At 63.5% G+C, this 14,515-nt stretch carries 12 protein-coding genes; 4 read left to right on the top strand and 8 right to left on the bottom strand.

Annotated elements, in window-relative coordinates; all coding sequences use genetic code 11:
* The first annotated feature begins 110 nt into the window (after positions 1–110).
* The gene (locus tag ACODS0_RS23765; protein ID WP_121941793.1) at positions 111–524 is read left to right on the top strand and encodes a VOC family protein; all 414 of its coding nucleotides are present in this window, start codon (positions 111–113) and stop codon (positions 522–524) included.
* Positions 525–644: 120 nt separating this feature from the next.
* Here ACODS0_RS23765 and ACODS0_RS23760 read toward each other — a convergent pair whose 3' ends face one another.
* Both ACODS0_RS23760 and ACODS0_RS23755 read right to left on the bottom strand, forming a co-directional pair.
* Positions 645–1,622, bottom strand: coding sequence for a Bug family tripartite tricarboxylate transporter substrate binding protein (locus ACODS0_RS23760; protein WP_488837552.1), 978 nt, complete (start codon positions 1,620–1,622; stop codon positions 645–647).
* Between the two features lie 98 nt (positions 1,623–1,720).
* Positions 1,721–2,734 (bottom strand): fumarylacetoacetate hydrolase family protein, encoded by a 1,014-nt coding sequence (locus ACODS0_RS23755; RefSeq protein ID WP_488837550.1) that lies wholly within the window; start codon positions 2,732–2,734, stop codon positions 1,721–1,723.
* A 103-nt stretch (positions 2,735–2,837) separates the two neighbouring features.
* Here ACODS0_RS23755 and ACODS0_RS23750 point away from each other — a divergent pair, with 103 nt between their 5' ends.
* From ACODS0_RS23750 to ACODS0_RS23740, 3 genes are all read left to right on the top strand, one after another.
* The gene (locus ACODS0_RS23750) at positions 2,838–3,620 is read left to right on the top strand and encodes an IclR family transcriptional regulator (protein ID WP_488837548.1); all 783 of its coding nucleotides are present in this window, start codon (positions 2,838–2,840) and stop codon (positions 3,618–3,620) included.
* Between the two features lie 20 nt (positions 3,621–3,640).
* Complete coding sequence (locus ACODS0_RS23745) at positions 3,641–4,807, top strand: DUF3108 domain-containing protein (RefSeq protein ID WP_488837546.1); 1,167 nt, start codon at positions 3,641–3,643, stop codon at positions 4,805–4,807.
* Between the two features lie 194 nt (positions 4,808–5,001).
* Positions 5,002–5,301 (top strand): BTH_I0359 family protein, encoded by a 300-nt coding sequence (locus ACODS0_RS23740; protein WP_055392879.1) that lies wholly within the window; start codon positions 5,002–5,004, stop codon positions 5,299–5,301.
* A 92-nt stretch (positions 5,302–5,393) separates the two neighbouring features.
* Here the strand turns inward: ACODS0_RS23740 and ACODS0_RS23735 are convergent, their stop codons facing one another.
* From ACODS0_RS23735 to ACODS0_RS23710, 6 genes are all read right to left on the bottom strand, one after another.
* Entirely contained in the window at positions 5,394–7,823 is a 2,430-nt protein-coding gene (locus tag ACODS0_RS23735; RefSeq protein ID WP_488837544.1) for a tetratricopeptide repeat protein, read from the bottom strand.
* Positions 7,824–7,922: 99 nt separating this feature from the next.
* On the bottom strand, positions 7,923–8,990 hold the full coding sequence (locus ACODS0_RS23730; protein ID WP_488837542.1) for an AbrB family transcriptional regulator: 1,068 nt from the start codon (positions 8,988–8,990) through the stop codon (positions 7,923–7,925).
* A 132-nt stretch (positions 8,991–9,122) separates the two neighbouring features.
* Complete coding sequence (locus ACODS0_RS23725) at positions 9,123–10,073, bottom strand: UDP-glucuronic acid decarboxylase family protein (RefSeq protein WP_218299032.1); 951 nt, start codon at positions 10,071–10,073, stop codon at positions 9,123–9,125.
* Positions 10,070–11,470 carry a UDP-glucose dehydrogenase family protein gene (locus ACODS0_RS23720; protein WP_488837540.1) on the bottom strand — a complete coding sequence of 467 codons (1,401 nt, stop codon included), beginning with the start codon at positions 11,468–11,470 and terminating at the stop codon, positions 10,070–10,072. Before ACODS0_RS23720 ends, ACODS0_RS23725 begins: the two co-directional genes overlap by 4 nt.
* A 70-nt stretch (positions 11,471–11,540) precedes the next feature.
* Positions 11,541–13,757, bottom strand: coding sequence for an O-linked N-acetylglucosamine transferase, SPINDLY family protein (locus tag ACODS0_RS23715; protein ID WP_488837538.1), 2,217 nt, complete (start codon positions 13,755–13,757; stop codon positions 11,541–11,543).
* A gap of 191 nt (positions 13,758–13,948) precedes the next feature.
* On the bottom strand, positions 13,949–14,512 hold the full coding sequence (locus ACODS0_RS23710; protein ID WP_488837536.1) for a hemerythrin domain-containing protein: 564 nt from the start codon (positions 14,510–14,512) through the stop codon (positions 13,949–13,951).
* Positions 14,513–14,515: the final 3 nt, after the last annotated feature.

Raw genomic sequence — 14,515 nt, 5'->3', positions numbered from 1 at the left:
CCTTATAAAAACACAGCATCCAGGGTGCCACTGGAGCTAAGTGGATACCCCTTATTTAAAAACAGTATTTCAGGTATAAATCAGGGCACCACAACCCGAGGAGACCTCCCATGCTGGACCACATGACCTTCCGTGTCACCGACATCGCCCGCACCAAGGCGTTCTACACCGCTACCCTCGCGCCTTTGGGCTACAGCCTGTGTTTTGAAGGCAACTACGGCTCGAACATGCTGGGCTATGCCTACCCGGCTCCGTCCGAGCCCGACGGCAAGAAGGCGGATGTGTGGTTCATCGACGGCCCCTCGCCCTACGGCGGCCCGCCCGCCACCACGGGCTGCCACCTGGCGTGGCGGGCCGCCACGCGGGCCCAGGTCGATGCCTTCTACCGCGCCGCCATCGAAGCCGGGGGCCAAGACAACGGCGCCCCGGGCCTGCGGCCCGACTACCACCCCCACTATTACGGCGCATTTGTCATCGACCCCGAGGGCAACAACATCGAGGCGGTGTGCCACCTGCCGGAGTAAGAAACACCGCTGCACCCTCCGCAGAGGGCGCGTCGCCAAGCGAGTGCACCCGTGGAACTGGCTTTGCCAGGCCACCGGGTGCGTCCCCCTGGGGGGAAGCGGCGCAGCCGCTCAGGGGGGTCAGTCGAGTTTCACGCCTGCCGCTTTGATGATCTCTCCCCAGCGCTTGGACTCGGCCCGTGCCATGGCGCGGAACTGCTCGGGCGTACCGGGCAGGGCTTCCATGCCGAAGTCGGCCATGCGCTTGACCACGGCGGGGTTGAGCAGGGCCTTGTTCAGGTCGCCGTTCAGGCGCGCCGTGATCGCAGCGGGCAGACCGGCGGGCGCCAGGATGCCCTGGAACGCAAACACCTCGGTGTTGGGCACACCGGCTTCGGCCAGGGTGGGCACGTCCGGCAGCGCGGCCACGCGCTTGGCCGAGCCGATGGCCAAGGCACGCACCTTGCCCGAAGTGATCACCGGCAGGCCGGCAGCCAGGTCCAGGAACATGCACGGCACCTGCCCGCCCATCACGTCCTGCAGCGCAGGCGCCGCGCCGCGGTAGGGGATGTGGGTGAGGAAGGTCTTGGTGCGGTTCTTGAACATCTCCATCGCCAGGTGGTGCGGCGAACCATTGCCGGGCGACGCGTAGTTGAGCTTGCCGGGGTTGGCGCGCGCGTAGGCGAGGAATTCCTTCACCGTCTTGGCTTCGAACGCCGGGTGCACCACCAGCGCCAGCGGAAAGCGGCTGATGCCGCCCACGTAGGTGAAGTCCTTTTCAGGGTTGAACGGCAGCTTGGTGAACAGGTGTTCGTTGTAGGCCAGGATGGCGTTGTCGGCCGACATGAAGGTGTTGCCGTCGGGCTTGGCCGTGGCCACCATCTGGCCACCGATGTTGGTGGATGCGCCAGGGCGGTTGTCCACCACGATCTGCTGGCCCAGCGTCTGGCGCATGGCCTCGGCCACGGTGCGGGCCAGCACGTCGGTACCGCCACCGGCGGGGTACGGCACCACCCAGCGCAGGGGCTGGTCGGGCCAGGCGGACTGGGCGGCGGCCCAGGGCGCAGCGGTAGTAGCGCCTGCGGCGGCCAGGGCGGACAAGAGGGTACGGCGTTGCATGGGGTTGTCTCCTTGATACTACTGATTTGATAGCTGCTTGCGCTTATCCATAGCGCGCAAGCAGCCTTTTTTGTTCAAATTTTCTGCCGACCGGATGCTCAGGCAGCCGGGGCGGCAATCGTCTGATCGATGGCACCGAAGATGCTGGCGCCGTCCTTGCCCTTGATCTCGATGCGGATGGTGTCGCCGAACTTCATGAATTCGGTGCTGGGCTTGCCGTCCTGGATGGTCTCGATGCAGCGCTTTTCGGCGATGCAGCTGTAGCCCTTGGGCCATTCGGTGCGGCCGTTGGCGTCGGTGATGCCCTTGTTGCTCACGGTGCCGCTGCCGATGATGGAGCCCGCACGCAGGTTGCGCGTCTTGGCCACGTGGGCGATCAGCTGGCCGAAGTGGAAGGTCATTTCAGGGCCGGCGTCGCACATGCCGACCTTGCGGCCGTTCCAGGTGGACTGCACGGTCAGGTTGACGCGGCCGTGGTCCCAGGCGTCGCCCAGTTCGTCCAGCGTCACGGCCACGGGGCCGAAAGCGGTGGCGGGCTTGGATTGGAAGAAACCGAAGCCCTTGGCCAGCTCGGCCGGGATCAGGTTGCGCAGGCTCACGTCGTTGGCAATCATCACCAGGCGGATGCCGTCCAGCGCCTGGTCGGCGTTGGTGCCCATCTTCACGTCGCCGGTGATGACGGCAATCTCGGCCTCGAAGTCGATGCCCATGGCTTCGCTGGGCACCACCACGTCGTCGCAGGGGCCGATGAAGTCGTCACTGCCGCCCTGGTACATCAGGGGGTCGGTGTAGAAGCTCTCGGGCACTTCGGAGTTGCGCGCCTTGCGCACCAGCTCCACGTGGTTGATGTAGGCCGAACCATCGGCCCACTGGTAAGCGCGGGGCAGTGGTGCCATGCACTGGGCGGGATCGAAGGGAAAAGCGTGGCGGGCGCGGCCACTGTTGAGCTGGTCGTACAGGTCCTGCAGCTGGGGCGAGAGGAAGCCCCAGTCGTCCAGCACCTGCTGGAGCTTGCTGGCAATGCCGGTCGCATAATGGGCTGTGCCCAGGTCGCGGGAGACGACAACCAGTTGGCCGTCGCGCGAGCCGTCTTTGTAGGTAGCGAGTTTCATGGTGGCAGGACCTTTGTCTCAGAGGGGTTGATGGGCACCGCTAGCGAAAATTACGCTTGGGTAAATTGATTTAACTAAACAAAACTCGCAAATTTTAGTGCACATGGACAAAGAACGTGCAGGAATTCAATCGGTCGAGGTGGGTTTTGCCCTGCTGGAGGGGCTGACACGCTCGCGCGGACCGCTGATGCTCAAGGATGTGGCGGCCTCGGCCGGCATGAGCGCGGCCAAGGCGCACCGCTATCTGGTGAGCTTTCAGCGCCTGGGCCTGGTCACACAAGACCCGCGTACCGCGCGCTATGACCTGGGCCCGGCGGCGCTCAAGCTGGGGCTGGCATCGCTGGCGCGGCTGGACGCCGTGCGCCTGGCCCGCGAGCGCATGCCCGCGCTCATGGAAACCATTGGCCACACGCTGGCGCTGGCGGTGTGGGGCAACCACGGCCCCACCATCGTGCACTGGGAGGAATCGCCCCAGGCCGTGACCGCCAACCTGCGCCTGGGCGACGTGATGCCGCTGCTGTCGTCAGCCACCGGCCGGTGTTTTGCGGCCTTCATGTCGCCCGAAGTGGTGGCGCCGCTGCTGAAAGACGAACTGGCCCGCGCCGTGAAGATGCGCCGCACCGACCTGCCCTCGACCATGACCGAGGTCAATAGCCTGCTCGCCGAGGTACGCGAACGCGGTGCCGCGCGGGTGGTCGATACCTTGCTGCCCGGCATCGTGGCGTTCTGCGCACCCGTGTTTGACGCGGACGGCCACCTGGAGTTGGGCATCACCACGCTGGGCTCCATTGCCACCTTCGACCCCGAGTGGGGCGGCGCCATCGACGCGCCGCTGCGCGCGGCTGCGGCCCAGCTCTCCAGTGATCTGGGCGCGGGCAGCGCCTGACGGCCCCGGCACGCAGGTAGATGCCACGGCGCGCGCTCTTTCTCATCACAGTCCTGGTGCTGGCCCTGCACTGGCTGGTGCTGAGCGGCGTGCCGCTGGCTTGGGACAGCCCCCGGTCGCCTGTCGGCAAAGTGTTCAGCACGCGCAGCATTGCGGCCCCCCCGCCACCCGCTGCCGCTGTGGCAGCTGGGGCAGCCGTTGCCCCCATTGCGGCGAAACCTGCGGCCGCGCCCAAGCCGCCCGCGCGCCCCAAACCACAGGCACGGGCAACACCCCAGCCCCCGGCCGCCCAGGCGCCACCCCCTGCATCCCCCTCCACCGAGGCCACGGCCCCCAGCACCGAGGCGGGTGCAGACGTCGCGCTGGCCGCCCACGCCGAAGCTGTCTCGACCGTTGTGGAGGAAACGCTCCCCACAACGGCAGCCTCCCCTGCATCGGCACCAGCCCAGGCATCATCAGCGCCTCTCCCCTCTGAAGCCACAACAGGCGTGGACATCGCCCCGCCCGGGGCTGGCACGGACCACACGCCCAACACGGCACCACCGCCTGTGCGCCTGCCCCCGCCTACACGGCTGGCGTTTGACGTGAGTGGGCAGGCCAAGAAATTTGCCTACAGCGCCCGCGCCGAGCTGCTGTGGCAGCACGATGGCAGCCGCTACGAGGCGCGGCAGGAGATCAGCGCGTTTTTGGTTGGCACCCGGGCGCAGCGCAGTGTGGGTGCGATCACGGCCCAGGGGCTGCTGCCGGAGCGGTTCTCGGACCGGTCGCGCAGCGAGCAGGCAGCGCACTTCGACTACACCAAGGGCCGGGTCACCTTCAGCGCCAACACGCCGGACGCCACCGTGGGCCCGGGGGTACAGGACCGGCTGAGTGTGTTCATCCAACTCGGCGCCCTGCTCGCCGCCGATCCCGCACGGTTTGTGACCGGCACCCAGATCACGCTCACCACCGTGAGCGCGCGCAGCGCCGACCGCTGGACCTTCACCATCGAGGGGACAGAAACACTGGACCTGCCCACAGGCGCCACGCCCACCCTCAAGTTGCAGCGCCTGCCCCGCAAGGACTACGACCAGAAGGCCGAACTGTGGGTGGCCCCCGCACTGGGTTATCTGCCGGTACGCATCAAGCTCACCCAAGCCAACGGCGACTTCGCCGACCTGCAACTGAGCCGCAGCGGCCCGCCTTGATGCTCTGGAGGGGTCTTGTTAAAAAGTGTTGCGCAGGAGCGCCATCCCACCAAAATAGACCCGCGAAACCGGAAGCACCGGGTTTTCATGAAATACTGCATCGGCAAGGGAACAAAAGCCACGGGCTTTGCCTGTGCCACTTGAACTCTGCGCACCCGCTGTCATCTGACATCTATATCGACAAGGGGAACACGATGCACATGCTCTACGACTCAGAATCCTTCGTGGTGGTCCACATGCTGCCCGACGCCGTGGAGAAAAAGAGCGCCCAGGTGCTCAACGACACCGCCCCCGCCGTTCCCCAGCTCGCGCGCCACGGCTTTGAAATCGTGGACAAGCGCTCCGGCAAAGAGGTGTACCTGGACGGTTCCTGGGCCGAGATGTTCCAGGAGCAGATCCTGGCCTGGCAGCGCGACACCCCCACACAGGAAGAAGTGGAAGACGCGCTGGACCGCTATGCGGGCCTGGCACAGAACCCGGTCGTGGTGCACTGACCGCATCCTCCACAGCAGCCATCCCTGGATGGCCCAGGAGGCCCAGATCGGTCTCCTCCATTCTTGGCAGACTGGGGCAGCGCCCCCAGTTGTCACACCTCAATCACCTCGGGCGGCAGCCCCTGCAGGTGCCGATCATGCATCGCCAGATAGGCAGCCTCGATATCACGCGCAAACTGGTGGGTGCTGAACAAGGGGGACTGGGCTTTTTCCGCTTGGAGTTTGTCGCGCAGCGCCTTCAGGCGCGCAGGGTCCTGGGCGAGCGAGATCGCCAGGACTTCATATTCGGCAGCGCTGTGGGTCACAAGCTCCGGCAGGCCCACAGCATGTAGCAGGCTGGCCGCCACTCGCGCCGCAAACGATTCTCCCAGCCGCGTGAGCACCGGCAGACCCGCCCACAACGCATCGCTGGCCGTGGTGTGAGCGTTGTAGGGCAAGGTATCCAGAAACAGGTCGGCCAACCGGTGGCGCGCCAGATGCTCGCCCAGAGGCAGGCGCTGTGCAAACACCAGCCTCTCGGCCGCCACGCCGCGAGCCTGCGCCTCGCGCCGCAGGCTGTCCTCCACAGCAGGGTTGTCTGCCAGAAGCCACAGAACGCTGTCAGGCACCCCTTGCAGAATGCGCATCCAGCTGTCGAATACCTGCGGGAGGATCTTCTGGTTGTTGTTGAAACAGCAGAACACGCTCCCCGTGGCAGGCAGCCGCGCCTCTTCCCTGGTAAACATCCGGTCACTGATCGCGCGCTGCGAGTCGTTGACCTGGTAGCTGTGCGGCAGGTAGACGAGTTTTTCGGTGAAATGGCGCCGCGCGTCGGGGGGCACAACCACCTTGTCGGCAATCACGTAGTCCATATAGTCTGCCCCGGTCGTCCCCGGGTAGCCCAGATAACCGGCCTGGATGGGGGCGCAGCGGTGGGCAAAAATGCCAAAGCGGCAGCCCGTGGTGAAACCCATCAGGTCAATGGCGATGTCGATGCCCAGCTCCCGCGACAAGCGGGCAATATCGATCTCGCTGCGCTCGCGCACGTCGATGAAATGGTCGAAACCTGCAACCAGACGCGCGCGCATGGCATCCGTCGCGGGAGGTCCGAACGAAAACGCAAACCACTCGAAGCGTTCACGGTCATGGACTTCGAAAAGCTGCGCTATCAGATACGAAGTGGCGTGGCCGTGGAAATCCGCAGAGTAGTAACCGACCCGGATCTTGCCTGCGCCAGCACGCGCAAGGATGGGCCCCAGGACGGTGGATTCAGGAAAATCCTGCTGTACGGAAGCTTGTGCCGCCTGCTTGTGCAACTCGGGCGAGTCGAACAACGAAAGCGCGATGAAGGGTTTCACACCCAGCTCACCGGCCCGGATGCTCCGCTCACATTGCGCCATGTCGTCTGCCAAGTGCCCCCAATCGCCGGTCTTGAGCCTGCAGCTCGCAAGATACCCGAGCAGATACTTCGCATCTGGCTTGAGGCGATACACCTGCGTGTAGTCGGCCACGGCGTCCTGATGCCGGTTGAACCGGATGTGCAAATTGGCGCGGTTGTAGTACAGGTCTGGCCTTTCAGGCGCCAGCCGAATCGCCTGGTCGTAGACGGCAAGTGCTTCTGCATACCGCCCCGCCTCCAGCAACGAAAGGGCTAGAAACGCCAGGATCTCCACGTCGAGTGGGCTCAGTTGGGCAGCCTTCTGAAAAGCCTGTACCGCATTGGACAGTTGGAAAAGGCTGCGCTGCGCGATCCCCAGGTTCTTGTGGGCTTGGACCAGTTTGTCGTTGCCCTGAATGGCGGCCTCGAAGTGCGCAATGGCCTGCGTCCACTGCTCCTTTTGCGCCAGGATCGCCCCCTTGCCGTTATGGGCTTCGGCGTGCTGAGGCCTCAGTGCAATAACGTGATCGAAACATTTCAGGGCCTCGTCCGAACGGCCGGCATCGGCGTGCAGCATGCCCATGTTCTGGCACGCGTCCACGTCCTGGCCGTCCAGGGCAAAGGCCTGTTCATAACATTTCAGCGCCTCGTCCAGCCGCTCCATCTGGCGAAGGGCATTACCCTTGTTGTTATGGGCGGCAGCCAGTCTGGGCTGAAGGGCGATGGCCCGGTCGTAGCTTGCGATGGCGTCTTCGGGCCGCGACAACTCCTTGAGCGTGATCCCCCGGTTGACGTAGGCTTCTGCGAAATCTGGGCGCAGGCTGGTGGCTCGCTCAAAATGCGCCAGTGCTTCGTCATGGCGCTTCAATGCGCTCAAAGCCAGCCCACGATTGATGTGGGGCGCAGCATCGTCCGGAGCCAGCTTGATGGCCTGGCCGATCAGGTCCACCGCAATTTGCAAGTGACCCGCCTGGTACGCCAAAACGCCTTGCATGTGCAGGGCGCCAACGTTTTTGGGGTCATTCTTCAAAATGGTGTTGTAGAGCTGGTTGGCCTGCGCAATGGCGCCCTCCCGGTGTGCTCGCATGGCCTGGTCCAACCACGCAGCCAGTTGGGCTTTCGTCACTTGGGGAGGGCGTATTCCGAAGTTGTAGTGAATGCTCATGATCCAGGGTGTGCAGCGGATAGAAACGCGGAACGGCCGTCACCAGGACAACCCTCCAGCGCCAATAAAAGGGAGATTGTGACGCGAGCGCCCCCTCGGTCAGATCGCCGCTGCCGGATAGATGCGCCGGTACAGCGGGCCTACCAGCATCAGCACCGCCATCAACCGGCATACCTGAAACGCTGTGACCACGGGCACGCCCAATTGCAGCACCTTGGCGGTAATCGCCATCTCCGTGATCCCGCCCGGCGAAGTACCCAGCAGCAAGGTGACCCAGGGCAACCCCGTGGCCCAGGCCAGCAGGCCCGCGAACAACGTGCACGCCCCCATCAACACCAGCGTACCGGCGGCTACGGATACGAGCCAGCGGGGAGCCGTGCGCAGGAAATCAGCCCGAAAGCGCACTCCGAGACTCACACCGATCACCAGTTGCGCTGCGTTCACCATGGCCGCCGGCACGGCGGACAGGCTGATGCCCGCCATCGTGAGCACCATGGACACGAGCATGGCGCCCATAAACCAGGGGTTGGCACGGCCCAGCCGGTCCATCACCAGGGCACCAGCACCCGTCAGCAGCGCCATCAGCGCCAAGCCGGGCCAGTCCACCGCCCGCACGGTGGGCGGCAGAATGTCCAGGCCTTGCAGACCGCTCCACTGCAAGGCAAAGGGAATCGTCACGGTGACGATCAGCAAGCGCAGGCTGTGGCTCGCTGCAACCAAGTCGGTGCGTGCGTTCTCGCGCTCGGACAGCAAGGTCATCTCGGACGCAGCACCAATTGCACCGGCGAAGTAACTGGTGGCGCGCAGCATGGGTGCAGGCACACCGTGCATGCGCGGTGCATGCAGCCTGTACAGCCAGGCACCAAACAGCCAGCCGAGAAAAAGCGCCCACACGATGCCCAGCACGATGGCCCACCACAGCCCGCTGATCAGCGCCGCCACCTGGGGTGTGAAATAAAGGCCCAGCGCTGCGCCAATGGTCCACTGCCCGGCATTGCGCAGTGGCCCCCAGCTCTGCGTAGGGCCGCCAGCGATCGACACGACGGAAGTCGCCAGCAACGGGCCGATCATCCAGGGCAAGGGCGTGTGCAGAGCCACGCAGCCGACTGCGGCGGCAAGGGCCAGAACAAGCGTTGCAAGAACGCGAAAGAAAGAATTCACAGGCATGGTGAAAGTGAGACGGCATCAGTCGATGACCAGTACACCCTGCAGCCACCATACCTACACTTTCGACCTGGCGACCAGTCCAAATGGGAAAGGGAGACAACGTGAAAAGCCGCATCCCTTTGCCTTTCAGGTTCAGGGGGCACCAGCGCCTCTGAAGTAAGCAATGGTCTGGCGCAATCCAGCATCAAGATCCATACGGGGCTCCCAGCCGCCCAGCAGTTGGTGCGCCAGCGCGATGTCGGGCTGCCGCTGCCGGGGGTCATCCCCCGGCAGGGGGTGGTGGGTGATCCGGGCGGCGGCCCCCGTGTGAGCAAGGACCTTCTGGGCGAGTTCCAGGATGGTGAATTCCCCAGGATTCCCCAAGTTGACAGGCCCCGCCACTTCGTCCGGCGTTGCCATCATGCGCACCAGTGCTTCCACCATGTCGTCCACGTAGCAGAAGCTGCGGGTCTGGTCACCTGAGCCGTATACGGTCAGGTCAGCGCCGCGCAACGCCTGCACGATGAAGTTGGAGACCACCCTGCCATCGTCCGGGCGCATGCGGGGGCCATAGGTATTGAACAGCCGCACCACCTTCGTGCGCACGCCATGCTGACGCCGGTAATCGAAAAACAGGGTCTCCGCACAGCGCTTTCCCTCGTCATAGCAGGCCCGCACGCCAATGGGATTGACGTTGCCCCAGTAGGACTCCGGCTGTGGGTGCACGCTGGGGTCGCCATACACCTCGCTGGTGGAAGCCTGAAGAATGACGGCCCTGCACTGGCGGGCCAGCTCCAGCAGGTTCAGAGCCCCCATCACGCTGGTACGCAGGGTCCGCACGGGGTCGGCCTGGTAGTGCACGGGCGATGCGGGGCAGGCGAGGTTGTAGATTTCGTCCACCTCAGCGGCCAGCGGCTGGGTGACATCGTGCCGAAGCCAACGAAAACGCGGCGAAGCCTGGAGGTGGGCAATGTTCTTTTCGGAGCCCGTGGAAAAGTCATCCACGCACAGCACCCCATGACCATCTTGCAACAAACGCTCGCACAAATGAGAGCCGAGGAAGCCCGCGCCTCCGGTCACCAGGATTGACTTAGCCTTCTTCATGGTGTGGTGGCCCCAGGTGCATCCACCGCATTCCGCCCCACCGTCAGATAGTCAAACCCCAAAGCACGCATGGACCGAGGCTCGTAGAGGTTGCGCCCATCCACGACCAGCGGCTGCCGCAGGACTGCCCGCAGGGCATCGAAGTCAGGACTGCGAAACACCTGCCATTCGGTCACGATCAACAATGCGTCGGCATCGCGCGCCGCATCCATTGGACTTTGGGCATAACGGATACGCTCGAGCAGGTCGGGCCGATCCTGCAAATCGTCTTGCAGGCATCGGCGAGCTTCCTGCATGGCCACCGGGTCGAACACCTGCAGCACCGCACCGCGCTCCAGCAGTTCACGCACCAGCACCCTGCTGGGAGCCTCGCGCATGTCGTCGGTATTGGGTTTGAAGGCCAGCCCCCACAACGCAAACCGTTGGCCCGAAAAATCCGGGCCGAGCCGCTGCACCAGCCTATCCACCAGCTGCCGCTTCTGTCCTTCATTGACCTGCGCCACCGCCGCCAACAACCGCAGCGGGAGCCCGACGTCATCGCCCATGCGCTGCAACGCTGTCACGTCCTTGGGAAAACAACTGCCACCGTAACCAACGCCGGGATAAAGAAAGCTGTCACCAATGCGCGGATCAGCGCCAATACCCACCCGCACAGGTTCGATATCCACCCCCAGACGATCTGCCAGATTGGCCATTTCATTCATGAAACTGATGCGCGTGGCGAGCATGGCGTTGGCGGCGTACTTTGTGAACTCTGCGCTGCGGCGGTCCATGCAGATAACGCGATCATGGCCATGCCCGAACGGACGGTACAACGCACGCATGAGATCACCAGCGCGCTGCTCTTCAGGCGACTCACCCAATCCAACGATGATCCGGTCAGGCCGCATGAAGTCGTTGATCGCACTGCCCTCTTTGAGGAACTCCGGGTTCGAAACCACCGCAAAGCCAGGTGCTGGATGGGCACCGGGCCAGCGCTGGGCAAGCACAGTAGCGACGGCCTTGTGCACCGCTTCGCCCGCGCCCACAGGCACGGTAGATTTGTTGACGATCACCTTGAAGCTGGTCATGTGGGTCGCGATGGCACCCGCCACCTCGAACACATGACTCAGGTCCGCACTGCCATCGTCCGCAGAGGGCGTGCCCACCGCGATGAACTGCACGTCACCGTGGGCAACACCGCGCGCCATGTCGGTGGAAAACGCCAGCCTGCCGGCGCGGACATTGCCGACGATCAACTCCTGCAGCCCTGGCTCGTAGATTGGAATCTCTGCGCGCTGCAGTGTGGCAATTTTGTCGGCATCCGTGTCGATGCACAGGACATCATTGCCCAGCTCCGCAAGGCATACGCCGGTAACGAGCCCCACATAACCGGTTCCGAACAAGGTGAGATTCATGGAAGGGGGCAAAAAAACTGAAAAATCCAAGGCATGGGGCTCGCGCCCACGCGAAGGGCGCCGTGAAGTTTCACACCTCAATCACATCGGGAGGCAGCCCCTGGTGCGCGCGTTCGACCATTGTGGTGTATGCCGACTCGATATGCCGCGCAAAGAGCCGGGCATTGAACAAGGGCGACTGGGGCCCCTGTTCCTCCAGCTTGTCCCGAATGCTCCTGAGTTGCACCACATCGCGGGCAAGCTCTATGGCTCGGGCCTCAAATGCAGACTGCGTCTGGGTGACAAGCTCGGGCAACCCCACGGCATGCAACAGGCTCGCCGCCACTCGGCTCGCAAACGATTGTCCTGAACACGTCAGAACCGGCAGCCCTACCCACAAGGCATCGCTCGCGGTGGTGTGCGCGTTGTAGGGCAGCGTATCAAGGAAGAGGTCGGCCATCCGCTGGCGGGCGAGATGCTGGTCCATGGGCACGCGGCTGGCAAACACGAGGCGGTCTGCAGAAATCCCCCGGGCCTGCGCCTCTCGGCGCAGATTCCGCGCCGCAATCGGGTTGTCTTCCAGCAGCCACAAAACGCTGCCTTCAACGGCATGGAGGATGCGCATCCAGCCGTCAAACGTGGGCGGGAGGATCTTGAAGTTGTTGTTGAAGCAGCAAAACACAAAACCAGTGGCGGGCAAACCGAGTTCGTCGCGGGAAAATATCCGGTCAGCTACTTTCCGCTGGGAGTCGTTGACCTGGTAGCTGTGCGGCAGATAGACCACTTTTTCAGTGAAGTCGGCCTGGGCATGGGGAGGAATCACCACCTTGTCGGCGATCACATAGTCCGTGTAACTGGCGCCGATGGTGCCAGGGTACGCCAGGTAGCTGACCTGAACGGGTGCACACCGGTAGGAAAAACATCTCAAACGCGTCGCTTGCGTAAAGCCCATCAGATCCACAGCAATGTCGATACCAAGCTCTCGCGAAAGCTGCGCAATATCAAGATCGGTACGCTCACGCACATCCAGAAAATGGTCAAAGGCCACCACCAGTCGCTCGCGCATGCTGTCGTGCACCTGGGGACTGACCGAAAACGCAAACAATTCAAATCGCTCGCGGTCATGCACTTCAATCAGCTCTGCAATCAAGTACGCCGAGGGGTGATTGCGAAAATCTGCAGAGTAGTAACCGATGCGAATCTTCTCACCCCTCGCACGAACAGGAATCGCGCCCAACGCTGCAGAGCCAGGCATATCGCGTTCTACAAGACGGCTTGCAATCTCTTTGTGGAGGGCAGGCTGGTCGAACACGGACAGGGCAGAGAATGGCTCAAGGACAGGCTTCCTAGCCCGGATGTCCTGCTGGAGCTGAAGCAGTTCTTCCTCCAGGTTTTGCCAAATACAGCCATGGACCTTGGCGGTCACGATCTCGCTTTGCAGCATCGCCAAAGGAGCGGGCAGGCGCTGGGCCAGATAGAACTGCTGCAAAGCCTCGTCGTACCGCTTCATCTCCCGCAAGAGCCGACCCATGAGGAATCTGGACTCCCCCTGCTGGGGCCGAAGCTCGATCGCGCGGCTCACGTCCGCCAGTGCGCTTTCCAGATTTCTCAGTTGCAGTTGCGCCTCGCCACGGTTGTTGTACGCCTCGGCGGACTGCGGGTTGATCTCCAGCGCCCGGCTGAAGGCAGCAACCGCTTCTGCATACCGGCCCAGCCTCAGCAAAGCCGTGCCCTGGTTGTTGTGCGGCTCCGGTATCTCGGGTGCGCGTTCGATCACCTGGTCCATGCACTCCAGGGTTTCATCAAACTGCTTCATCTGCAGGTGAATGCAGCCCAGATTGAAACGCGCCTGCACATTCGCAGGATCTATCGCCAGCACCTTGCGGTAGCTTTCCATGGCCTCCGGCAACCGGTCCAAGGTTTGCAGGACCGTTCCCCGGTTGTAATGTGCGAGCCCCAACCCAGGCGAGAGTGCAATGGCCTGATCGAACGAAGCCAGCGCGTCCTGATTGCGCTGCAGGCGTAGCAGCGCGTTGCCACGATTGAAGTAGGGGTCAACGTAGTCGGGCTTGAGAGCGATGGCCCGGTCGTAGGCGCGAATAGCGTCTGCGGGCCGGTTGGCCATCAGCCATTCATTGCCCCGGGTGTTGCACGCCGTCGCATCATCGGGGAGGGGCGACTCCACAGATCTAACGCCCGCAACCAAGCCCGTTCCGTAATTGATTCCGAATTTGAAACTGGGCTGGCTGGATGGTATGGCGCCAGGCTTGAAGGACTGCCCGAAATGGGGTTTCTTTGTGTCGGTCAAGGTGCTTCCCGATACAGATGAGAGATTGACATCCCGCCATGGTAAACACCTGCGCGGCACTGAACCGCCGTCCAGCGCCAGCCGGGCGGCTCCAGGGACAACAGCCAAGTCCACCGCAAAGCAAACCGCCATGGAAAGCGGGTACTGTGGCCTCCTCTTTCTGGGCGCGCAGAGCGCACTGGCGGAGCTTTTCAGCGCTCAGGCGCGCCCCGCCGGTGTGCCATTTCTTGTCCCATCCTGCCCAGCACAGCGGGCTCCAAAAGATGCAGCGCCGCTGGGTAGGCCTGGCGCTCCTCGTGGTGGATATGGCTCGCATAGCGCGCCGCAAATCGATCAAAAATCGCCTCTGCCGATTCCGAGAAGCCTTCGATTTCCCCGTGCGCCAGCGCTTGTAGCGGAACTCGCGCCGCCGCCCAGTCAGCCACCATGTCGACATGGTCCTGTTGCAGCCGCTGCACCAGAGTCCTCATCTCCGGTGCAGCCTGGGCCAGCAACAGCGGGAAGACATGGAGCTCCTCATCCTCATGGTGCAATGGCGCAGCGACATCAAAGTAGCGCAACACATCGCGCGCGGCCTGGCGCGCGCTCTCATCGGCACCTTGCTGGCGGACATGTTCACGCAGGCGGTCCAGCAGTGCCAGCGTGCGCTGCACGCGCTCGTGGCAGGCCTCCAGCATGGCGAAGGGCTCTTCGAACCCGACTGCAGGCGCGCTGAAGCCAGGAACGTGGCGAGCAGGTGCAGAAGTGGACGCCATCCT

It is taken from the genome of Acidovorax sp. FG60, from assembly GCF_057808995.1.
Note: the sequence above shows the minus strand (reverse complement) of the source record. Positions and strands in the feature narration are given on the sequence as shown.